The organism is Mesorhizobium sp. M6A.T.Cr.TU.016.01.1.1 (assembly GCF_003952585.1).
Taxonomy (GTDB): domain Bacteria; phylum Pseudomonadota; class Alphaproteobacteria; order Rhizobiales; family Rhizobiaceae; genus Mesorhizobium; species Mesorhizobium mediterraneum.
In genome coordinates this window covers 4827853-4848226 of record NZ_CP034452.1, presented here as the reverse complement: position 1 = coordinate 4848226, position 20374 = coordinate 4827853, and the positions used below count along the sequence as shown (strand labels likewise).

21 protein-coding genes are annotated in these 20374 nt (G+C 63.7%); 14 read left to right on the top strand and 7 right to left on the bottom strand.

Going from position 1 to position 20374, the window contains the following annotated elements:
• The first annotated feature begins 35 nt into the window (after nt 1-35).
• From EJ075_RS23425 to EJ075_RS23415, 3 genes are read left to right on the top strand one after another with little or no spacing between them, the layout of a single operon-like run.
• The gene (locus tag EJ075_RS23425; protein WP_126105913.1) at nt 36-1409 is read left to right on the top strand and encodes a cytochrome P450; all 1374 of its coding nucleotides are present in this window, start codon (nt 36-38) and stop codon (nt 1407-1409) included.
• Between the two features lie 10 nt (nt 1410-1419).
• Nucleotides 1420-2214: a class I SAM-dependent methyltransferase gene (locus tag EJ075_RS23420; protein ID WP_126105912.1), complete on the top strand. Its 795-nt coding sequence runs from the start codon at nt 1420-1422 to the stop codon at nt 2212-2214.
• Nucleotides 2215-2262: 48 nt separating this feature from the next.
• A complete protein-coding gene (locus tag EJ075_RS23415) occupies nt 2263-2514 on the top strand; it encodes a hypothetical protein (RefSeq protein WP_126105911.1) in 252 nt (83 codons plus the stop codon).
• A 9-nt stretch (nt 2515-2523) separates the two neighbouring features.
• Here EJ075_RS23415 and EJ075_RS23410 read toward each other — a convergent pair whose 3' ends face one another.
• Nucleotides 2524-4836, bottom strand: coding sequence for a glucose/quinate/shikimate family membrane-bound PQQ-dependent dehydrogenase (locus EJ075_RS23410; protein ID WP_126105910.1), 2313 nt, complete (start codon nt 4834-4836; stop codon nt 2524-2526).
• Nucleotides 4837-5081: 245 nt separating this feature from the next.
• Here EJ075_RS23410 and EJ075_RS23405 point away from each other — a divergent pair, with 245 nt between their 5' ends.
• Together EJ075_RS23405 and EJ075_RS23400 are read left to right on the top strand one after the other, a co-directional pair.
• Complete coding sequence (locus EJ075_RS23405) at nt 5082-7835, top strand: UvrD-helicase domain-containing protein (protein ID WP_126105909.1); 2754 nt, start codon at nt 5082-5084, stop codon at nt 7833-7835.
• Nucleotides 7832-8269 carry a hypothetical protein gene (locus EJ075_RS23400; protein ID WP_245457995.1) on the top strand — a complete coding sequence of 146 codons (438 nt, stop codon included), beginning with the start codon at nt 7832-7834 and terminating at the stop codon, nt 8267-8269. Before EJ075_RS23405 ends, EJ075_RS23400 begins: the two co-directional genes overlap by 4 nt.
• A 9-nt stretch (nt 8270-8278) precedes the next feature.
• Here EJ075_RS23400 and EJ075_RS23395 read toward each other — a convergent pair whose 3' ends face one another.
• Nucleotides 8279-9475: an MFS transporter gene (locus EJ075_RS23395; RefSeq protein WP_126105908.1), complete on the bottom strand. Its 1197-nt coding sequence runs from the start codon at nt 9473-9475 to the stop codon at nt 8279-8281.
• Between the two features lie 153 nt (nt 9476-9628).
• On the opposite strand from EJ075_RS23395, the gene EJ075_RS23390 reads away from it, so the two are divergent.
• A complete protein-coding gene (locus EJ075_RS23390) occupies nt 9629-10204 on the top strand; it encodes a TMEM175 family protein (protein ID WP_126105907.1) in 576 nt (191 codons plus the stop codon).
• A gap of 6 nt (nt 10205-10210) precedes the next feature.
• Here the strand turns inward: EJ075_RS23390 and EJ075_RS23385 are convergent, their stop codons facing one another.
• Nucleotides 10211-10492, bottom strand: a complete 282-nt coding sequence (locus EJ075_RS23385) for a hypothetical protein (RefSeq protein WP_029351415.1) — start codon at nt 10490-10492, stop codon at nt 10211-10213.
• Between the two features lie 133 nt (nt 10493-10625).
• Here EJ075_RS23385 and EJ075_RS23380 point away from each other — a divergent pair, with 133 nt between their 5' ends.
• Complete coding sequence (locus EJ075_RS23380; protein WP_126105906.1) at nt 10626-11492, top strand: SDR family NAD(P)-dependent oxidoreductase; 867 nt, start codon at nt 10626-10628, stop codon at nt 11490-11492.
• A gap of 3 nt (nt 11493-11495) precedes the next feature.
• Here EJ075_RS23380 and EJ075_RS23375 read toward each other — a convergent pair whose 3' ends face one another.
• The 3 genes from EJ075_RS23375 to EJ075_RS23365 form a co-directional block, all read right to left on the bottom strand.
• Nucleotides 11496-11924, bottom strand: a complete 429-nt coding sequence (locus EJ075_RS23375; RefSeq protein WP_164547170.1) for a low affinity iron permease family protein — start codon at nt 11922-11924, stop codon at nt 11496-11498.
• Nucleotides 11925-12017: 93 nt separating this feature from the next.
• Entirely contained in the window at nt 12018-12659 is a 642-nt protein-coding gene (locus EJ075_RS23370; protein WP_126105905.1) for a DapH/DapD/GlmU-related protein, read from the bottom strand.
• Between the two features lie 68 nt (nt 12660-12727).
• Nucleotides 12728-13231, bottom strand: coding sequence for a CreA family protein (locus EJ075_RS23365; protein ID WP_126105904.1), 504 nt, complete (start codon nt 13229-13231; stop codon nt 12728-12730).
• Between the two features lie 201 nt (nt 13232-13432).
• Between EJ075_RS23365 and EJ075_RS23360 the strand changes: the two genes are divergently transcribed.
• Complete coding sequence (locus EJ075_RS23360) at nt 13433-14008, top strand: SCO family protein (protein ID WP_126105903.1); 576 nt, start codon at nt 13433-13435, stop codon at nt 14006-14008.
• A gap of 65 nt (nt 14009-14073) precedes the next feature.
• Nucleotides 14074-14946, top strand: a complete 873-nt coding sequence (locus tag EJ075_RS23355; protein ID WP_126107428.1) for a 50S ribosomal protein L11 methyltransferase — start codon at nt 14074-14076, stop codon at nt 14944-14946.
• A 34-nt stretch (nt 14947-14980) separates the two neighbouring features.
• Here the strand turns inward: EJ075_RS23355 and EJ075_RS23350 are convergent, their stop codons facing one another.
• A complete protein-coding gene (locus EJ075_RS23350) occupies nt 14981-15166 on the bottom strand; it encodes a hypothetical protein (protein ID WP_095483353.1) in 186 nt (61 codons plus the stop codon).
• Nucleotides 15167-15437: 271 nt separating this feature from the next.
• Between EJ075_RS23350 and EJ075_RS23345 the strand changes: the two genes are divergently transcribed.
• The 5 genes from EJ075_RS23345 (at nt 15438) to EJ075_RS23325 (ending at nt 20357) form a co-directional block, all read left to right on the top strand.
• Nucleotides 15438-17282 (top strand): aminopeptidase P family protein, encoded by a 1845-nt coding sequence (locus tag EJ075_RS23345; protein ID WP_126105902.1) that lies wholly within the window; start codon nt 15438-15440, stop codon nt 17280-17282.
• A 217-nt stretch (nt 17283-17499) separates the two neighbouring features.
• On the top strand, nt 17500-18048 hold the full coding sequence (locus EJ075_RS23340) for an RNA polymerase sigma factor (protein ID WP_126105901.1): 549 nt from the start codon (nt 17500-17502) through the stop codon (nt 18046-18048).
• Complete coding sequence (locus EJ075_RS23335; protein WP_126105900.1) at nt 18045-18449, top strand: hypothetical protein; 405 nt, start codon at nt 18045-18047, stop codon at nt 18447-18449. The genes EJ075_RS23340 and EJ075_RS23335 overlap by 4 nt, the downstream gene beginning before the upstream one ends.
• Nucleotides 18446-18913 (top strand): periplasmic heavy metal sensor, encoded by a 468-nt coding sequence (locus tag EJ075_RS23330; protein WP_126105899.1) that lies wholly within the window; start codon nt 18446-18448, stop codon nt 18911-18913. The genes EJ075_RS23335 and EJ075_RS23330 overlap by 4 nt, the downstream gene beginning before the upstream one ends.
• Before the next feature lie 73 nt (nt 18914-18986).
• Nucleotides 18987-20357, top strand: a complete 1371-nt coding sequence (locus tag EJ075_RS23325; RefSeq protein WP_245457994.1) for a DUF1800 domain-containing protein — start codon at nt 18987-18989, stop codon at nt 20355-20357.
• Nucleotides 20358-20374 lie beyond the last annotated feature (17 nt).

Here is a 20374-nt window from a genome sequence, read left to right as displayed (position 1 = left end):
CGTAAGCTTGCGGCTATGTCGAGCTTGGGTGGGGCATGCTGGCATACAAAGTGGGGAAATGGCGCACGCTCGGGCTGATGGCCCGTTTCGCGGCCGAGCCGCTGACGGCAGCGCGTAACGCGCATCGCGCCTTCGGCCTCTTCATCCGCGCTGACTACCCGCACTCGACCGCGGCAAAGCCGCGCCGCGTCTTCATGATCGCCGATGCCGAACTCTACAAGACCATGCTGTCCGATACCGAGACTTGGCGCAACGTCCAGATCAGTGCGACCAGCAAGAGGTCGGGCGCCTCACAACGCCTGTCCTACGGCATGACGAGACTGCGCGGCGAACGTCATGAGCACTATCGCAAACTTTTCGCACCGCCGCTGAAGCGACCAGCCGTCATGGCGATGAGCCCTGAGATGGCGCGGATCGCCGCTGAACAGGTCGCGAGTTGGCCGCTCGGCGCCGCCTTTCCGCTGACAGAGGCCGCAAAGACGATGGCCAAGCATTTGGCGATCGGCCTTCTCTTCGGCGACGACCACCGGCGCGCCATGCCGATCGCCGAGATGATTGCGCGGGCGATGCAGGCGAGCTGGATCGTCCCCACCCCCGCTTTCTTCCGCTGGCTCCGCGAGGCCGAGGGTCAGGAACGCGCCATCCTTTCCTGGGCGGAGGAAAAGCGCGGCAACAAGGACGCGCAGGACATCCTGTCGATCCTCGTCAACAACACCGACGAGGTGGGCAAGCCACCCTCGGTCGAACTGATCGGCGGCATCGTCAGCTTCGTCTTCGGCGCTGCCTATGACACCTGCCAGAACGCGCTGGCCTGGACCGTGATCCTGCTCACCCAGCATCCGGACGCCATGGCAGGACTGGTCGCGGAGATCGACGCGGCAACCGGCGGCAGGCCTGCTACAATGAACCGGATCGGCACGCTGCCGCTGCTCGACGCAACGATCAGGGAAGCGATGCGGCTTTTCCCGCCGGTGCCCTTGCAGATGCGCAGGGCGACCAGGACGACGATACTGGGCGCAGAGCCGATTACCCGCGGCGATCTGGTTTTGATCAGCGCCATGACGATCAACCGCGATCCATCGCTCTATCCCGATCCCGACAGCTTTCGGCCGGACCGATGGGCCACAATCCGGCCATCGCCGTTCCAGTACACGGTATTCGGCGCAGGCGGCCACATGTGCCCCGGCGTCACCTTCGGCCTGCAGATGATGAAGATCGCGTTGGCCACCATCCTGTCGAAGCGCTCGGTGGAGCTGTCGCCGGCAGCGCGGATCGCCTACCGCACCAGAGTAACCCTGGCGCCGATCGGCAACGTCGAGGTGATCATGCGCCCGCGCGGCGAGGCTGCCCGTTCGGTCCGGGCGACCGGCCGGTTCCGCGAGCTCGTCGTGATCCCGGCACTGACATAGGAAACTGCCAATGGTCGCGCAGCAGAAAATGATCCGCATCTACGACCGGGTCATGAAGAGCAGCAAGCAGCGCCGCTACTACGGCGGCAGCGGATTCTACAATTTCGGCTACTGGGCGACGGGCGCCACGTCGCAGCGCGAAGCCAGCGAAGCGCTTGTCGACACGTTGCTGGCGCGGCTGCCGAAGAAGGACGGCCGCATCCTCGACGTCGCCTGCGGGCTCGGCGCATCGACGAAACGGTTGCTGCTGTCCTATCCGCCGGAGGCCGTCACCGCCATCAACATCTCCGCCGCCCAGGTTGCGACGGCGCGCCAGAACGCTCCCGGCGCAGCGGTGCTGCAGATGGATGCCGTCAAGCTCGCCTTCGCCGACGAAAGTTTCGACGCGGTCATCTGCGTCGAGGCGGCCTTCCATTTCGATACGCGTGCGGCTTTCGTCGCGGAAGCCTTCCGGGTGCTCAAGCCCGGCGGCGTGCTGGTGCTGTCCGACATCCTGTTTCGGGGCTTCACCTCTGCAATCTCTGATCGCCTTGGCGTGCCGAGGGCCAATCTGGTCTCCGACATTGCTTCCTACCGGGTGCTGTTCGGCGTGGCCGGCTTTCAGGACGTCAAGGTAGAAGACGCCACCGACAATTGCCTTGGCGGCTTCCGCCGCAGCCTCGTCGCGTGGCCGGCATCGGAACGGGCGAAAGGCACCATGAGCCTGAAGTCCAGCCTCGGCACCGCCATCGTCTGCCGGCTCATCGCTGGTTATTTCGGCGCTGTCGCCAAGGCCTATCTGCTGGTCTCGGCGCGAAAGCCGTAACGCGATCGCGCCACGCCGTCATCACGTTTTTGTAATTGATGGCAAATCTTGACGTTCCTGCCACAATATAAAGGAAAGCTGCTGGTGGTGACGTCGCCCACGCTGGCTGGCTCTGACAAGAAGGAACAAACGCGCATGACCTTCCCCACCCCGATCCTCGTAAGCGCATTCGTGCTTGCCGGCGCTGCCCTACTGACGCTCCGGTCCGCAGCCTTCGCTGCCACCAGGCGATCGATGGTCAAGGTCCGCAGCAACCGGCGCCGTGCTGCAAGCAGCGTGAAAAGCAATCCTGGCCTCTGAAAGAACTCTCTACTTCGGCAGCGTGTAGGCCATCACATAATCCCCCGGCTTGGTGCCGACCGAGCCATGGCCGCCGGCGACGATGACCACGAATTGGCGTCCATCGGCGACCGTGTAGGTCATCGGCGTCGACTGCCCGCCGGCCGGCAGCCGGGTCTGCCAGAGCTGCCTGCCGGTCGTCAGATCATAGGCGCGGAAGAAGTCGTCGACCGCAGCACCAAGGAAGGCGACGCCGCCGGCGGTGATCATCGGCCCACCGATGCCCGGCACGCCGACCTTGAACGGCAGCGGCAGCGGCGTCATGTCGTAGACGGTGCCGTTGCGATGCTTGTAGACGATCTTGCCGGTCCTGAGATCGGCGCCCGCGACATAGCCCCAGGGCGGTGCCTGGCAGGGGATGCCGAGCGGCGACAGAAACGGCTTCAATATCACTGCATAAGGCGCACCTTCATTGCGGTTGAGGCCCTGTTCGCTGCCTTTGGTATCGCCCGGCGGCGGCACGTCCGCGCGCGGCACCAGCTTGGAGATGAACGCCAGGTATGTCGGCATGCCGAATATCACCTGCCGGACCGGATCGACCGCCACGCCGCCCCAGTTGAACGTGCCGAAATTGCCGGGATAGATCAGCGAGCCTTGCAGCGACGGCGGCGTGTAGCGGCCCTCGTAGCGCAGTTTAAGGAACTCGATCCGGCAAGCCAGCTGGTCGAACATGGTGATGCCCCACATGTCGGCGCCGGTCAGCGGCTTCGGATTGAAGCTCAGGTCCGAAACCGGCTGCGTCGGCGAGGTGTGGTCGCCCTCGATCGCGCCGCCCGGCGCCGGCACTTCGTTGATCGGGACGATCGGCTCGCCGCTGCGCCGGTCGAGCACATAGAGGTCGCCCTGTTTGGTCGGCCCGACCAGCGCCGGCACGACGCCGGCAGCCGTGGTGATGTCGACCAGCGTCGGCTGCGCCGGCACGTCCATGTCCCAGAGATCGTGATGCACGGTCTGCCGCACCCACCGCAATTGTCCGGTGTTGAGATCGAGCGCTGTGACCGAAGAGGAGAATTTCTCGTCATTGGCGCTCCGCCCGGCGCCGAGCTGATCCGGCGTCTTGTTGCCGAGCGGCACATAGAGCAAACCGAGCTTCTCGTCGGCGCTCGCCGTCGACCACATGTTGGGCGAGTTGTTGGTATAGGTCTGACCCGGTGCCAGTGGCGTCGTCTGGTCCGGATTGCCCGAATCCCAGTTCCAAATCAGGGCGCCGGTGTCGACGTCGAAGGCACGGATGACGCCGGACGGCTCCTGCGTTGAATAATTGTCGTTGACCGCGCCGCCGACGATGATCTTGTTGGCGACGATCAGCGGCGCCGACGTCGAATAATAATAGCCCGGCTTCGGATATGGCATGTTGGCGAGCAGGTTCAACGTGCCGCCTTCGGCAAATGTGGGACAGACCTGGCCATTCGCGGCGTCGAGCGCGATCAGCCGGGCGTCGGATGTCGGCAGATAGACGCGTGCTGCACAGGGCTGGCCGGCGGCGATTTTGGCATCGGCATAATAGGACACGCCGCGGCACGTCTGGTGCTGGCGGTCCTTGTCCAGCTTGACCTGGGGATCGAAGCGCCATTTCTCCTTGCCGCTCGCGGCATCTATGGCAATGGCGAAATTGTGCGGTGTGCAAATGTAGAGCGTGTCGACGACCTTCAGCGGCGTCACCTGATAGGTTGTCTCAGTGACGTCGTCGGGCCCTTTCACGTCACCGGTGCGATAGGTCCAGGCCGGCTGCAAATTGGCAACGTTTTCGACGGTGATCTGGTCGAGAGGCGAATAGCGCTGGCCATACTGGGTGCGGCCGTAAAAATGCCATTCGCCGGCTGGCACGTTGCCGCCGAGGTCGGCCGTTGGCGTCACCTCATCGGTATTGAGTTCGCCGGCGATATCCTTTGGATCGGTTGTCATCGAATAGCCGGCGACGGCAAGCGACGCCAGCACCGCGAGGATCAGCGGCGCGCGTCCATCGGGACCGGTGAGCCCGCGCCGCGCCCACGGCGTCAATAGCCACAACGCGATAAGCACGATGATGCCGCCGCGCGGACCGAGTTCCCACCAGTCGAAGCCGATTTCCCAGACCGCCCAGCAGAGCGTGCCGATGACGATCGCCGCGTACAGCCACAGCGCCATGGATTTGCGCCTGTAGAGCAGCCAGCCAGCGACGAGGAAGGCGATGCCAGCAATGATGTAGTACCAACTGCCGCCCAGCGAAGCTAACCAGATGCCGCCGCCACCAAGCGCCAGGCCGATGAGGAAAAGGATGAGGGAGGTAACGACGACAGCCAAGACGATGCTCCTTCGACTGGTGCGCGCTTCGCAACGCGTCAATGGGCAACCCGGCATTGCGTTCCTGCCCCGAGCACAACTTTCTCCGGCCCGCCGTGGCTGTCAAGCAAGCTCCGCGTTTTAGGCGTGGACCCACAGCAAGCTCGACGTTTTGGGTCGCGGACCCATCCAGATTGTGGACTGGACTGAGAACAAAACGGAGACACTTCTGGCCTTTCGCTGCCGAATCACTACATTCGGGGGAGATGTCCGGCTTTTCGGAAGATATGCCTTTTTTTGACGAACCGAACGCGCGGCCCGTGGCCCCGTCGGGCATTGCTGCGCGCGCCATGGCTGCCCGCAGCGGCCACAACAATGCGCCCGATTATCTGAACGGGCTCAACCCCGAGCAGCGGCTGGCGGTGGAAACCACCGAAGGCCCGGTTCTGGTGCTGGCCGGCGCCGGCACCGGCAAAACGCGCGTCTTGACCACCCGCATCGCCCACATCCTCGCCACCGGCAAGGCCTTCCCGTCGCAGATCCTCGCCGTCACCTTCACCAACAAAGCTGCGCGCGAGATGAAGCAGCGCATCGGCCTCTTGATCGGCGAAGGCAATGTCGAGGGCATGCCGTGGCTCGGCACCTTCCACTCGATTGGCGTGAAGCTGCTTCGCAGACACGCCGAGCTTGCCGGGCTCAAATCCGACTTCACCATCCTCGACACCGACGATGTCGTGCGCCTGATCAAGCAGCTCATCCAGGCCGAAGGCCTGGACGACAAGCGCTGGCCGGCCAAGCAGTTCGCCCAGATGATCGACGGCTGGAAAAACAAGGGGCTTGGCCCCGCCGACATTCCCGAGGGCGACGCCCGCGCCTTCGCCAACGGCAAGGGCCGAGAGCTCTACAAGGCCTATCAGGAGCGGCTGAAGACGCTGAATGCCTGCGACTTCGGCGACCTCCTCTGCCACCCCATCCGCATCTTCCGCGCCAATCCGGACGTGCTGAAGGAATACCACAAGCGTTTTCGCTACATCCTCGTCGACGAGTATCAGGACACCAACACCGCGCAATATATGTGGCTGCGCCTGCTGGCGCAGCGGCCGGGCGGGCCGCAACCACCACGAAGTGGCTCTCCGGGTGGTCGCGTTCCAAGTCTTTCCGGAGTTACGGATAGAACGGAGGCGGGTAGCTATAGACCGGCAACTACGAAGGACGAATCGGGAATTCCGGCCGAAGGCCGCAAGGACGACCGTCCGTCCGAGCCGTTGCGAGGCCCCCGCGGAGGGCCCGTGCCGGCAGGCGCGGAACAGCCCGTGAGCGATAACAAAGTTAATATCTGCTGCGTCGGCGACGACGATCAATCCATCTACGGCTGGCGCGGGGCCGAGGTCGACAACATCCTGCGCTTCGACAAGGATTTCCCCGGCGCCACGATCATCCGGCTGGAGCGCAACTATCGCTCCACCGCGCACATCCTCGGCACCGCCTCCCACCTCATCGCCCACAATGAAGGCCGCTTCGGCAAGACGCTGTTCACCGAAAAAGTCGCAGAGGACGATGAGAAAGTGCACGTCCATGCCGCCTGGGATTCCGAGGAGGAGGCCCGCGCCGTCGGCGAAACCATCGAAGCCTACCAGCGGCAGAAGCACAATCTCAACGACATGGCGATCCTGGTGCGCGCGTCCTTCCAGATGCGCGAGTTCGAGGATCGTTTCGTCACGCTCGGCCTCAACTACCGCGTCATCGGCGGCCCGCGCTTCTACGAGCGCCTCGAAATCCGCGATGCGCTGGCCTTCTTCCGCGTCGTCGCCCAAGGCGCCGACGACCTCGCCTTCGAACGCATCGTCAACGTGCCGAAGCGCGGGTTGGGCGAAGCCACCATCCGCCAGATCCACGATACCGCCAGGGCGCTGCGCATCCCGATGCTGGAGGCCGCCGCCAAGCTCGCCGAAAGCGACGAGTTGAAGCCGAAGCCGCGCGCCGCACTGCGCGAGGTATCAGCCAATTTCGAGCGCTGGCAGAAGACGCTGGAAACCACGCCGCACACCGAACTGGCCGAGACCATACTGGAGGAGAGCGGCTACACCGACATGTGGAAGAACGACCGCTCGGTGGAAGCTCCCGGCCGGCTGGAAAACCTGAAAGAACTGATCCGCTCCATGGAGGAGTATGAATCGCTGCGCTCCTTCCTCGAACATGTCGCCCTGGTGATGGATGCCGAGCAGAACGCCGAGCTCGACGCCGTCAACATCATGACGCTGCATTCGGCCAAGGGCCTCGAATTCGAGACCGTTTTTCTGCCCGGCTGGGAGGAAGGCCTGTTCCCGCACCAGCGCGCACTCGACGAGGGCGGCCGCTCCGGGCTGGAGGAAGAACGGCGGCTGGCCTATGTCGGCCTGACCCGTGCCAAGAAGAACCTGCATTTGTGGTTCGTCTCCAACCGCCGCATCCATGGTCTGTGGCAATCGACGATCCCGTCGCGTTTCCTCGACGAATTGCCGGAAGCCCATGTCGAGATCGCCGAAAGCGGCAACAGCTACGGCGGTTACGGCAATTCCTATGGCGGCGGCTCGTTCGCATCGGGCCGTGGCGGCCAAGGAGCAGGAAGGCAGAACCCCTATGGCGCCTCGCGTTTCGACAATGTCGGAGCCGAGAAATCTGGCGCCTTCTCCAACACCTATGCGACGCCGGGCTGGCAGCGCGCGCAACAGAACCGCACCGAGGCAACCGACCGCAACTGGGGCTCGCGCTCCGGCCATCAGGTCGAGCGCATCGGCTATGGCGAGACCGACTCGGGCTATGGTGCCGGCCGCACCTCGATCAAAGGCCGCACCATCGACGGCGAGCTGGTCGCCAAATCCGTCGCCGACACGCCGTCGGCCTTCAATGTCGGCGACCGCGTCTTCCACCAGAAATTCGGCAACGGCAACATTTCGGCCATCGACGGCAACAAGCTGACCATCGACTTCGACAAGGCCGGCCAGAAACGGGTTCTAGACGGGTTTGTCACCGGGGTGTGAGAGACAGCAAAATCAATAAAAAGAGCTGGATCAGACGCACGCCGACCCTCGCCGCAATCGACATCGCCACCTACATCAACAAGGTCGCGTCCTGGTCCTTCATCCTGTTCGGCGTCACCATCGTGCTCTTCGCCACGGTGCGCGCCACCGGCGCGGTGATGCCGCCTCTGATCATCCTGGTGATCTCGGTGCTTCTGGTGCGCACCAGCTTCGCCTATTTCTTCCGAAGCGTGATCGGCGAGGAAGCGCTGTGGTGGAGCTTTCCGGTCGGCTCGATCACCTCGCTCGCGCTGGCAGCGGCCTATTACCGCTTCGGTCGCTGGCGCACTATGCACATGATCGAGGGCAGGCCGGCTGCCGGCGAGCCGCCGGACACCGGCCTCGGCGTGCCGCGCCAGCGCGCGCATCTTTCGCCCGAAACGCCGAACGGCTGAACGAAGGGCTCACAGCGCATATCTGGCGCCAAACGCGAGCGCCACCAGGGAAAAGATCGTGATCATGCCGGCAAAGGCCAGGCTTGCCATTGTCGCGCTTATCACCGTCGACAGGATGCCAATACCGATGACCGGCAGCGCATTGCCGCAAAAGCAGCAGATAAAGAAGGCTGAGACCACTTCGGCGCGGCGGCTGGCCGGCGCGATCTGGTTGACCACTTGCAGGCCGCCACGATAGCCGAGCGCTGCCGCGACGCCGCAGAACGCAGTCGCGGCGATCATGATGGCCATCGAAGCAAAGACCTGCGCCGCCACGACCAGGACGACGGTCGGGATCATCAGGGCCAAAGCCGCGAGCATGGTGCTGCGGCTCGAAAGGCGTGTCGTCACCAATATGGTGACGGCGGCCACGATCGCCAGTTCGAAGAACAAGGCGCCGGCCAGGGCATGGTTGGTCACATGGAGCTGCTGCGCCAGTATGCTCGGCGCGAGCGCCGCGTAGAAACCGACCAGCGCCATGGCGCCGAAGCCGGTTACCGCTGGCGCCACGAAACCGGCGCGGATTTCACCAGGCACCGAGAACCGTGGCTGCATGGAGATATCGGCCAGTTTTCCCGGTTGTGAAATGGTTTCTCGCGTGCGCCAGACCAGCGCCGCGACAAGGGCAAGCACCGCCAGATAAACGACGAATGTCAGCCTTAGTGGCCACGGCGCATATTCGGCAAGCAGTCCCGCCGCCAGCGCGCCAAGACCGAGACCAAAGAAATTGGTGCTGGTGGCAATGATGGCGGCACGTGATTTGTCGTCGGTAGCGACCAGCTCGGCGAGCCAGGCGGTGCCGGTTCCCGCACCGACGCCTATACCCAAGCCGCTCAGAATCCGGGCGATGTCGAGCCACGCGACATTTTCGGCGAACAGGAAAAACAGCGCGCTGACGACCGCCACCGTCATCGCCGCCAAGGCGGCCGGCCGGCGGCCGATGACGTCCGACACGCGCCCGAACATCAAAAGCGCCGCCAGGTTACCGATGACATAGACGGCATAGACCAGGGTAAGGGTGATCTGCGAGAAGCCGAACGCCTGTTTGTAGATGACGTAAAGCGGCGTCAGCACCGTGCTGCCGGCGAAAAGAACTGCGATCATGGCAGCAACGGCGGCCATTGCCGCCCTGCCGCCGAGCTCGTTATCGCACGTCATGGCGATCATTTCGACCTCCAGTTGTCAGGGAATCGTGACGCTAACGCCTGTTTCGGGCCAGGTGTTCCCCTCCTCGGACGTGCTCCTGACAGGTTTGGCGGTATTGCCGGTGGCGCTGCGCGAAATCATCTTTTAACTTCAGCGCATTGGTAAGGAGAATCCATGGGCAAGGGACGGGTCGAGGCATTTACCGATGGCGTCATGGCCATCATCATCACCATCATGGTGCTGGAATTGAAGGTGCCGCATAGCGCGGAATTTTCCGCGCTGGCACCTCTATGGCCCACTTTTCTCAGCTATGTGCTGTCCTTCATCTATGTCGGCATCTACTGGAACAATCTGCACAACATGTTCCACACCGTGCAGCGCGTCGATGGCCGCGTGCTGTGGGCCAATCTGCATCTGCTGTTCTGGCTGTCGTTGATGCCCGTGACCACCGCCTTCATGGGTGAAAACCATTTCGCGCCGGTGCCTGTCGCCGTTTACGGTGTTGTCCTGGCGCTTTGCGCGGCCGCCTACTTCATTCTGGTCGTCATACTGCATCGGCTGCATGGCAACGACACTGCCTTCGCCAGAGCGGTAGGCACCGACCGCAAGGAAAAGATCTCGGTGGTCCTCTACATCGCCGCCATTCCGCTGACCTTCGTCAATCAATGGATCAGCGTCGCGCTCTATGTGCTGGTTGCCATGATCTGGTTCGTGCCGGACAAGCGGTTCGAAAAGCAGATCGAAAAATAGGTCCGCCTAGCCTCGCATCGCTTTCAGCTTTTCCGCCACCGAGGCAGCAAGGTCGGCGTAGCGCTCCTCCAGCCGCTCGGCCGCCTTGATCACCGAAAAATCATGGCCGAATTTTTCCAGCGCCATGCGCAGCTTCTCGACGAACTCCGCCTGTTTTTCGAGCGCCGAAAACAGCGTCTTCACTTGCGCTTCGCTGATGTCGGGATTGGCAAGCATTTGCGGCACTTCGCGGCTCATCTGGTCGCCGGTGGCGGTCTGTTCTTTCAGGATCTCGATCCAGTCGGTCAATCGGTAAATCTCCTTTTTGTCAGGACAGCATGCGCAGCGCCTGCCGATGTGGTCAACCCAAGGACGCCAAAGCGGGCTTGCGCGAGCCCCTTGCCGCGTTAAGTTCGGCGCAACTTGAACGAGGATAATCGCCATGACCACCGACGCCGAAATCCAGACCGCTTTGCCTGCGCTAGCCTCCGGCAACGTTGCCGTCATCACCGGCAGCGCCAGCGGCATCGGCCTTGCCGCGGCCAAGCGGCTGGCGGCGATGGGCCTGAAAATCGTGCTGGCCGATATCGGTGGCGCGCGGCTCGACGAGGCTGCCCGCGCCGTTGCCACGATTGCCGGCGATAACGCGGTGCTTGCTGTCGCCACCGATGTCTCGAAGGCCGACGAGCTAGACCTGCTGGCCGAAAAGGCATTCGGTACCTTCGGCGAGGTGTCTTTGTTGATGAACAATGCCGGGGTCGGCAACAATCCCGGCAAACCCTGGGAGAACCGCGACGCTTGGAAGCGGCTGCTGGACATCAATTTCTGGGGCGTCGTCCATGGCGTCGAGGCCTTCGCGCCGCGCATGCTGGCGGCCGGCAGGCCGGGCCTGATCGTCAACACCGGCTCCAAGCAAGGCATCACCACGCCGCCCGGCAACCTTGCCTACAACGTCTCCAAATCAGGCGTGAAGACCTTCACCGAAGGCCTGGCACACGCGCTGCGCAACGAGCCCGGCGCAAAGGTTGCGGCGCATCTGCTCATTCCGGGGTTCACTTTTACCGGCCTGACCGAGGGCGCGACCAAAAAACCCGCCGGTGCCTGGACAGGCGAGCAGGTGATCGACTTCATGCTGACCGCGCTGGTGCGTGGCGACTTCTACATCCTGTGCCCCGACAACGAGGCGACACGACCCATGGACGAAAAGCGCATGGCCTGGGCGATCGGCGACATCATCGAGAACCGCCCTGCTCTGTCGCGCTGGCACCCGGACCACAAGGACGCTTTCGCGGCGTTCATGGAAAGCTGACGCTTACGCCGCACGGCTCTTCGAGCCGCGCTTTTGCGCAGCGGCTTTCTTGACCGCCGCATCGGCGATCTTCTGGTCATGCCGTTTCGCCGCCTGTTCACATTTTTTGCGGATCTCCTCGACCTCGGATTCGGTCAGGTGCTCGATGCCGATAAAAGTATTGTGAGCTTTGCCGGCCCGGATCAACTCGTCGAGTTTCGTCTGAATCGCCGTGCCATCGCGGTTCTGGGTGTTCTGGATGAGGAACACCATCAGGAAGGTGACGATCGTCGTGCCGGTATTGATGACGAGTTGCCACGTATCGGAAAAGCCGAAAATCGGCCCGCTTATCGCCCAGGCCATGATGATCAGGCAGCAGATGGCGAATGTCGACGGCAGACCGGCGAGATGGGCGACGTAGTTGGCGATCTTCGTGAAACGCTTCTCTATCATGGCAGGGAGAAACAACCGGCAACCGCTCCGGGTTCCCTGAAAGGAGGGATTTCACGGAATTTCACGGACATAGCCGTGCACGCACCCGCAAGATCAGGGTATTTCGTTTTCCCAGCGGTCGAGGAAAACCTCGATGGACAGCGCCTGCATGTCGAGGACCGCCTTGGCCAGTTTCTCGACCGGCCAGTCCCACCAGGCAAGGCTTTCGATCCGCGCGGCGATGTCCGTCGCGAAGCGTTGGCGCAATTGCCTGGCCGGAACGCCGGCGACAATCGCGTAGGCAGGAACGTCGTGCGTGACCACCGCATTGGCGCCGACGACCGCGCCATTGCCGATGGTCACATCAGGCATGATCACCGCGCCATGGCCGATCCAGACATCATGGCCGATGCCGACGGATTGCGCCCGCCGCCGTTCCCGGAAAGCCGCGTCGACGCCCAGCCAGCGAAAATACTCGTTCGGGCGGTAGCTGACCTTGTGCTGGGTCAGCCGCTCAATCGGATGCCCCAGCGCGTTGATGCGGCTGTTGGCGGCGATCGAACAGAACTTGCCGATGGTCGTGTAGATCGCCTCGGCGTGGCGCTCGAAATAGGAGAAATCACCCACTATGACTTCACGCAAGATGACCCGCTCGCCGATCGAGGCGTAGCGTCCAAGTTTGCACGCTTTCAACTCCGCGGTCGGATGGATACGCGGCTCGGGGTCTTTCAGGACGAGGTTTTCGGGGCGGTCCATGCCGCGGCTTTACGCCCGAGCGATTGGTCCCGCAAGCGGGACCAATCGTCCGTCGCCTGTGCCAGAGCCTATTTTGGCTTCCCGTTGGTCCACACCACGTTCTGGCCGTAGAGCGGCACGGTGGTGACCGACATTTTCGCCGAACCGTCCTGCACCTGGCGCGAGTGCGACAGATAGATCAGGGTCTCATTGGTTTTGTCGTAGATGCGGTTCACCACCTGCTTCTTCCAGATCAGGCTGATGCCTTGCTTGAACACCTCCTCGCCGGCCTCGCTCATGTCGATGTCGCTGATGGTGATCGGCCCGGTCTGGCGGCAGGAGATCGAGGAATCGGACGGATCCTCGAACCAGTTGCCCTTTTGCAAGCGATCGATCACGCCGCGGTCGAAATAGGAGACGTGGCAGGTCACGCCTTCGACCTTCGGGTCCTTGATCGCCTCGACGATGATGTCGTTGCCTAGCCAGTCGACGCCGACCTTGCCGACCTCCTGGGCGACAGCCGCACCAGCACCGACGACAAGGCATGCGGCCAAAGCGCCGCCGATCAGTTTTCGCCCAATCAGTCCTTGCAAGGTTAGCCTCCTGCGGTTCGAGTTTTGCCGACCTCAGGTGGGACGGGCGGCACCGCTTTGCAAGCGGATCATTTTTTGACAGGAATGCAGGTTGCGGCAACGCGACATCTTTGCGCGCGCGAGATCAAACCGTTAAGAGTGTTCGCCGAACAAGCTTTGCGCCGATACGGCGCCAATGAAAATCACGACGGACACCAATTGATGATGCGTTCGATACTGGTCGGCATTCTCGTCCTGATGGCAGCAGGCATCGGCTGGCTCACCTTCGACTGGTACCGCGGGCATTATGGCGGCGAGCCGTTCGGCGCGCCGTTCACGCTGGTCGACCAGAAGGGCGCTCCGGTCACCGAGGCTGCCTTTCGCGGCCACCCCAGCGTCGTCTTCTTCGGCTTCACCCATTGCCCGGAAGTGTGCCCGACCACGCTGTTCGAACTGGCCGGCTGGCTGAAGACGATGGGGGACGACGGCAAGAACCTGCGCGCCTATTTCGTCTCGGTCGACCCGGAGCGCGACACGCCCGAAATCATGAATGCCTATATCAGCAATTTCTCCGACCGCATCCTCGGCATCACTGGCGATCCGGACAAGGTCCACGCCATGGCCAAATCCTTCGGCATCTATTCGAAGAAGGTCGATACCGGTAACGGCGACTACACGATGGACCACACCGCTTCAGTGCTGCTGCTCGACGCCAGGGGCGACTTCGCCGGCACCATCGCCTACGGCGAAAGCTCGGACACCGCCATCGCCAAGCTCAAGCGACTGGCGGAAGGTTAGAGCATGATCCCGAAAAGTGGGACCGGTTTTCGGAAAAGATCATGCTCAAACAAGAACATCGTTTGATGACCCAAACGCGGCTTTATTTCACCGCTGGAAAGATCGGGGCCGACCGTATCTTCGCGGCGTTCGAAGCGGCCTTCGAGGACGAGGGTCTGCCGATTGCCATCCTCGAAGTCGATGAGGATCGCGACATCCACGAAGTGTCGCTCTATGCCGACGGCGATGTCGATGCCGTCGAGGCACGCGTGGAAGAGATTCTTGCCGGGCTTGCCCTGTCGAGGCCGATTGCGCGCGAGCCCGTGCCTGATATCGACTGGGTAACGCGTTCGCTGGAGGGACTGAAGCCGGTGCGCGCCGGCCGTTTCTTTGTTCACGGCGCGCATGACCGCAGGAAGCGCCACAGCGGCGAGCTCGCCATCGAGATCGAAGCGGGCCTTGCCTTCGGCACCGGCCATCACGGCACCACCGCCGGCTGCCTTGAAATGCTGGAAAAGGTTGTGCGGCGCGAGCGCCCGCGCAACGCGCTCGACCTCGGCACCGGCAGTGCTGTGCTGGCGATCGCGGTGGCCAAGCTCGCTCACATCCCGGTGCTGGCGACCGACATCGACCCGGTCGCCATAAAGGTCGCCGCCGCCAATGCGCGGCTCAACCATGTCAAGGCGCTCGTCGAAACGGTGACGGCGCCCGGCTTCCACCATCCGATCTTTGCCGCGCGCGGTCCCTTTGACCTCATCGTCGCCAACATACTGGCGCGGCCGCTGATGCGGCTGGCGCCCGAAATGGCCGGGCATGTCACCTTGGGCGGCTCGATCGTGCTGTCAGGCATCCTCGACCGGCAGCGCGACGCAGTGATCTCGGCCTATGTCGGCCAGCGGTTCCGCCATGTCAGGACGTTGCACCGCGAGGGCTGGGTGACGATCCACCTCAAGCGGTGACGCGCAGCGCCTTCAAACGCAAGCAGCAAGTCGCTCAGACGTAGGGCGACCTTGCCGCCTTCCTCAGCTCTTCGCGATCGTAGCCGTGCGCTTTCAGCGTTTCGTCGTCAAAGCCAAGCAGAACGCCGCTCACATAGCGGCTCGCTTCGCGCTGGCGCGCTTCGATGAGAGCGTTCATGGCGCTTCGGAAAAATCCGCGTCTGGCTGAAATCGTGGACATGATGGTCTCCTTTGCAGGGCAATAAGACTCTTTCCTCCACGCGAAAAAGGTAAGCTCTGCTGACCTATTTGAAAATCGCCGATTCTGCATGGCGCCTATGCGCAAAAGCGATGCTGCTGGACCAAATCCCGCCGATTGTCAGGCGGATGACGCTGTAGCACTTTGATCTTGCGCTGATTTTCTCCGAACCGAAGATCAGCCCAGCAAAAGTCGATTCCGATTTTCGGGGTCATGCGCTACGGTCGCGCCAGCATCCGAGGAGGGCCCCGTCATGTTCCAGACTTTTGATTCCGCCGGCGACCCCGCCGTCGGCAAGCCGCGTGTGGCGCTGCTGCGTCAATGGCTGGCGGCCAATGGGCTGGATGGCTTCATCGTGCCGCGTGCCGATGAGCATCAGGGCGAATATGTCGCCGACCGCTCGGCGCGGCTGAAATGGCTGACCGGCTTCAGCGGCTCGGCCGGCATCGCCATCGTGCTCGGCGACCGCGCCTTCATGTTCGTCGATGGGCGCTACACGCTGCAGGTGCGCCAGGAGGTCGATCTCGACATCTTCTCGATCGAAAGCCTGGTCGACAATCCGCCCGCCACCTGGATCAAGGACAATCTCGGCAAGGGTGTGCGGCTTGGCTTCGACCCGTGGCTGCAGACGATAGGCGATGTGAAAGCGCTGAAAGCTTCGGCCGAAAAATCGGGGGCGGTTTTGGTGCCGCTCGAGAAGAACCCAATCGACGCCATCTGGAAGGACCAGGCCGACCCGCCGCGGGCGCCGGTCGAGCTCCATCCGATTGCCTTTGCCGGCGAACTGGCCAAGGACAAGCTGGCGCGGCTGGCGTCGGCCATTGGCAAGGATGGCGCCACCCATGCCGTGCTGACCGATCCGTCCTCCATCGCCTGGGCCTTCGACATCCGCGGCGGCGACGTGCCGCACACCCCACTGGCGCTCGGCTTTGCCGTGCTTGCCGCCGATGGGTCGCACCTGCTTTTCATGGACCAGCGCAAGTTTTCGCGCACCGTCGCGGCTTATCTGACGCAGCTCGCCGAATTGCACCAACCCGGTGAATTCGAAGCTGTTATCGCAGCCCTGGCCAAGGGCGGCGCAAAAATCGCGCTGGATCCGGTGCTGGCGGCGGAGAAGCTCAGGACGCTGGTCGAGGACAATGGCGGCACCGTCATACCAGCGCCCGATCCTGCCCGCATCCCACGCGCAACGAAGAACCAAGCCGAGATCAACGGCGCCCGCGCCGCGCATCGCCGTGATGGCGCCGCCGTGGCCAAGCTGCTTTGCTGGCTCGACCGCCAGAAACCCGGCAAGCTCGACGAAATCGCCGTCGTTACCAGGCTCGAGGAGTGCCGCCGCAGCACCGGCGAGGAAACGCAGATGCCGTTGCGCGACGTGTCCTTCGACACCATCTCGGGCGCCGGTCCGAATGGCGCCATCATGCACTACCGCGTTTCCCGCGCCACCAGCCGAAAACTGAGGGATGGCGAGCTATTCCTGCTCGATTCGGGCGGGCAGTATCAGGACGGCACCACCGATATCACCCGCACCGTGCCGATCGGCAAGCCGACCGAGGAAATGCGCGAACGCTTCACGCTGGTGCTGAAGGGCATGATCGGCATTTCCATGCTGCGTTTTCCCCCGGGCACGCGCGGCTCCGAGATCGATGCCGTGGCGCGGCTGGCGCTGTGGAAACACGGTTGCGATTTCGCCCACGGCACCGGCCACGGCGTCGGCTCCTATCTGGCCGTCCACGAAGGCCCGCAACGCATCGCCAAGACCGGCACTGAAAAGCTGCTGGCGGGCATGATCCTCTCCAACGAGCCGGGCTACTACAAGGAAGGCTCTTACGGCATCCGCATCGAGAATCTCCTCCTAGTGACGCCAGCCGAGCAGATAGAGGGCGGCGACATCGCCATGCATGGCTTCGAGACGCTGACGCTGGCGCCCATCGACACCAGACTGGTGCGGTCCGACCTTTTGACGCGTGACGAGTTGCATTGGCTCGACCAATATCATGCGCGCGTGCTGGCCGAGATCGGACCAATGCTCGACGGCGAGACGCTGGCATGGCTGGAAAAGGCAACCGCACCGCTGCCGCACGACCAGAAGTCGTGATTTTCGGAAAGGTGGTGGGGTCAGCTATCGCCCCCTAAACGGACATCTGGCTCTCGATGTCGCGCCAATGGTGTGCCACCAGACTGGGGCCATGTCTGTCCCCCAAGCACGGGTCGCCGACGGATTTCGCATTGAAACCCGTTGAAGACACATAGCGGGTGCAGGATGACGGTCGTGTCAGCGGAAGGTCTGGCGTGGTGGAACGAGAAGGCAAAGCGTGGGCGAGACCGACGAGCGGCTGCTGGCGCTGATCGCGCAAAACAATGCGGCTGCGGTGGAAGCCATGGTCGAGCGCAAGCTGCCGCGGCTGATCCGTCTCGCCACGCGAATGCTGGGCGACCGCGGCGAGGCAGAGGACGTCGCGCAGGAGACCTTCTTGCGCATCTGGCGGGCGGCTCCGGGCTGGCGCGCCGGCGAGGCGAAGTTCGACACCTGGCTGCATCGCGTCGCACTCAATCTCTGCTACGACCGGCTGCGCAGGCGGCGGGAGACGCCGGTGGCGGAACTTCCCGATCGCCCCGATGAACGACCGGGCGCGGAAGCGGATATGCTCGCGGCCGACGATCAGCACCAGGTGCGGCGCGCTCTGGCCGAGCTGCCGGAGCGCCAGCGCGAGGCGATCGTGCTGCAGTATTATCAGGAGCTTTCGAACGGCGATGCCGCAGAGGTCATGGGAATCAGCGTTGAAGCATTGGAAAGCCTCTTGTCGCGGGCGCGGCGGCAGTTGCGCTCCAGGCTCGGACGAGACAGGGACGAAATGACATGACTCCAGAGAGGTTTTCCGCGCTCGTTGCCGCCTATGGCGGGTCGCCGCAGCGCTGGCCTGAAAACGAGCGGGCGGCGGCGCTGGACTTCATCGCCGCCTACCCGACTCAAGCCGAAGTCGCACTTGCACCGGCGGCGGAGCTCGACGATCTGCTGTCGCGCCATCGCGTCGCAGCTCCGGACGGCGCGCTCGCGCGAAGGATCATTGCCACGGCGCCGTCTGCGCTGTGGCGCCGCACACGGCTCATCTGGCAGTGTGCCGGGTTGGCCGGCGTCGGACTGGCGGGCGCACTAGCCGGTGTGCTGACAGTCGCCGTGCTGTTGTCGCTCAACAGCGCCCCTGACGATGGTGACGCCTATGCGCTGACCGCATTCGGCGACATGCAAGGGGATGTGCAATGAGCGAACGCAGCATCAGGATCCTGCTTGCCGTCTCGCTGGCGCTCAACATCTTCGTGCTCGGCGCCGCTGCCGGAGCTGGCTACATGTGGCAGGCGCAGGAGGGGCAGCGCGACGGGGCGGGCGACCAGCGCGGCCTGCGCTTCGCCGCAGCCGGCCTGTCGCCCGAACAGCGCAAGGCGTTCCGCCAGGCGCTCGCCGAGGCGCGGCGCCAGTCGGCTGCCGACATCGAAGCAGCTCGGGCCGGCCGCGAGGCGGTCGCGCGCCTGATCGAGGCTGAGCCGATCGACGCAGCGGCGATCAATGCGACGCTCGCCTCGGTCCGGCAAGCCGATATGGCGCTACGCGGCCGGCTCGAACAGGCAATCGTGACCTTCGCGACGGGATTGACGCCAGCCGACAGGGCTCGGCTTGTCGACGGCCTGCGCGGCCGCACCAACATGCTGCGCCGAGCGCACGAAAAATAGAGCCGGAAATAGCGACGGATTCCGGTCACCGCCGCGTTGAAGCCTCTGAAAAGCAATGCTGACGGAGGCACGATTGGCACGTCCAAGCGAGGTCGCGGTTGCGCTCAACCGCTTCGGCCTGGGCGCCCGGCCCGACGACGAGGCGCCTGCCGACCCGAAATCCTGGTTGGTAGCGCAGTTCGAAAACTACGACGCAAACCCAGCCGTCTTTTCCGGTGCGCAGGACTCGGCCACACTCGGTGCCGGCTATGCCGAGGCGATGCTCGAGGCCAAAGACGCCGACCGGGCCGCAAAGATGGCCGCCCGCAAGACGGCGCGCCAGAAGGCTCAAGCGCTTTATCGCGACGAGGTCGACACGCGAGCACGCGCGGCGCTCGAAACATCGACCCCCTTCGTCGAACGGCTCGTGCATTTCTGGTCGAACCATTTCGCCATCTCGGCGGAGAAACCGCAGGTGACCCTGATCGCCGGCGCCTTCGAGCGCGAGGCGATCCGCCCGCATGTGCTCGGCCACTTCGAGGATATGCTGCTCGCCGCCGAGCGCCACCCGGCGATGCTGTTCTATCTCGACCAGGTGCGCTCGATCGGTCCCAACTCAAGATTTGCCAGCCGCGCCGCAAAACGCAACGCCAAGCGCAAGCCCGGCATCAACGAGAACCTGGCCCGCGAAATCATGGAACTGCACACACTCGGCGTGCGCTCCGGCTACAGCCAGACCGACGTGACCGAATTCGCGCTGGCCCTGACCGGTTTCAGCACCGGGCGCGCTCAAGAGCGAGGCCAGGCTGGCGCCTTCACCTTTCGACCTGGGCTGCATGAGCCAGGCGAACGCACGATCATGGGCAAGACCTACCACCAGAGCGGTGAGAAACAGGCGCTTGCCGTGCTGAGCGACCTCGCGGCGGCCGAAGCGACCGCAACGCACATCGCGACCAAGCTGGCGCGCCACTTCATCGCCGACGAGCCGCCGGCAGCGGTCGTGACGCGGCTCGCCGAAGCCTTTCGCCGGTCGAAGGGCGATCTCGTCGCCGTCTACCGCGCGCTCATCGACAGTCCAGAAGCTTGGCAGCCGGCGGCGGCCAAGTTCAAGACGCCGTGGGAATGGACGATCTCGGCGCTGCGCGGCCTGGGCCGCAGCGACATCGGCAAGCCGCGCCTGGCGCAACTGCTCAACCAGATCGGCCAACCGGTGTGGCGGCCGCGTTCGCCGGCTGGCTATGATGACGTTGCCGGGAGCTGGGCCGCGCCCGACGCACTGGTGCGCCGGGTCGAGGCGGCGCAGCGCCTCGCCGCGCAGCGTGGCGACATCGATCCGCGAGATCTCGCGCGAAAACTCTTTGCCGGCTCACTCAGCGAACTGACGGTGGCCGAGATCGACCGCGCCGAGAGCCGGCGCACCGGCATCGCGCTGCTGCTCGTGTCGCCCGACTTCCAACGAAGATGATTTCCAGAGGAGATGAC

What these genes read in the sequence shown, in the direction of transcription:
- EJ075_RS23330 (WP_126105899.1), top strand. Translation starts at nt 18,446, where the DNA reads ATGAGCGAACGCAGCATCAGGATCCTGCTTGCCGTCTCGCTGGCGCTC.
- EJ075_RS23405 (WP_126105909.1), top strand. Translation starts at nt 5,082, where the DNA reads ATGTCCGGCTTTTCGGAAGATATGCCTTTTTTTGACGAACCGAACGCG.
- EJ075_RS23390 (WP_126105907.1), top strand. Translation starts at nt 9,629, where the DNA reads ATGGGCAAGGGACGGGTCGAGGCATTTACCGATGGCGTCATGGCCATC.
- EJ075_RS23380 (WP_126105906.1), top strand. Translation starts at nt 10,626, where the DNA reads ATGACCACCGACGCCGAAATCCAGACCGCTTTGCCTGCGCTAGCCTCC.
- EJ075_RS23375 (WP_164547170.1), bottom strand. Translation starts at nt 11,924, where the DNA reads ATGATAGAGAAGCGTTTCACGAAGATCGCCAACTACGTCGCCCATCTC.
- EJ075_RS23350 (WP_095483353.1), bottom strand. Translation starts at nt 15,166, where the DNA reads ATGTCCACGATTTCAGCCAGACGCGGATTTTTCCGAAGCGCCATGAAC.
- EJ075_RS23335 (WP_126105900.1), top strand. Translation starts at nt 18,045, where the DNA reads ATGACTCCAGAGAGGTTTTCCGCGCTCGTTGCCGCCTATGGCGGGTCG.
- EJ075_RS23420 (WP_126105912.1), top strand. Translation starts at nt 1,420, where the DNA reads ATGGTCGCGCAGCAGAAAATGATCCGCATCTACGACCGGGTCATGAAG.
- EJ075_RS23360 (WP_126105903.1), top strand. Translation starts at nt 13,433, where the DNA reads ATGATGCGTTCGATACTGGTCGGCATTCTCGTCCTGATGGCAGCAGGC.
- EJ075_RS23370 (WP_126105905.1), bottom strand. Translation starts at nt 12,659, where the DNA reads ATGGACCGCCCCGAAAACCTCGTCCTGAAAGACCCCGAGCCGCGTATC.
- EJ075_RS23395 (WP_126105908.1), bottom strand. Translation starts at nt 9,475, where the DNA reads ATGATCGCCATGACGTGCGATAACGAGCTCGGCGGCAGGGCGGCAATG.
- EJ075_RS23355 (WP_126107428.1), top strand. Translation starts at nt 14,074, where the DNA reads ATGACCCAAACGCGGCTTTATTTCACCGCTGGAAAGATCGGGGCCGAC.
- EJ075_RS23345 (WP_126105902.1), top strand. Translation starts at nt 15,438, where the DNA reads ATGTTCCAGACTTTTGATTCCGCCGGCGACCCCGCCGTCGGCAAGCCG.
- EJ075_RS23425 (WP_126105913.1), top strand. Translation starts at nt 36, where the DNA reads ATGCTGGCATACAAAGTGGGGAAATGGCGCACGCTCGGGCTGATGGCC.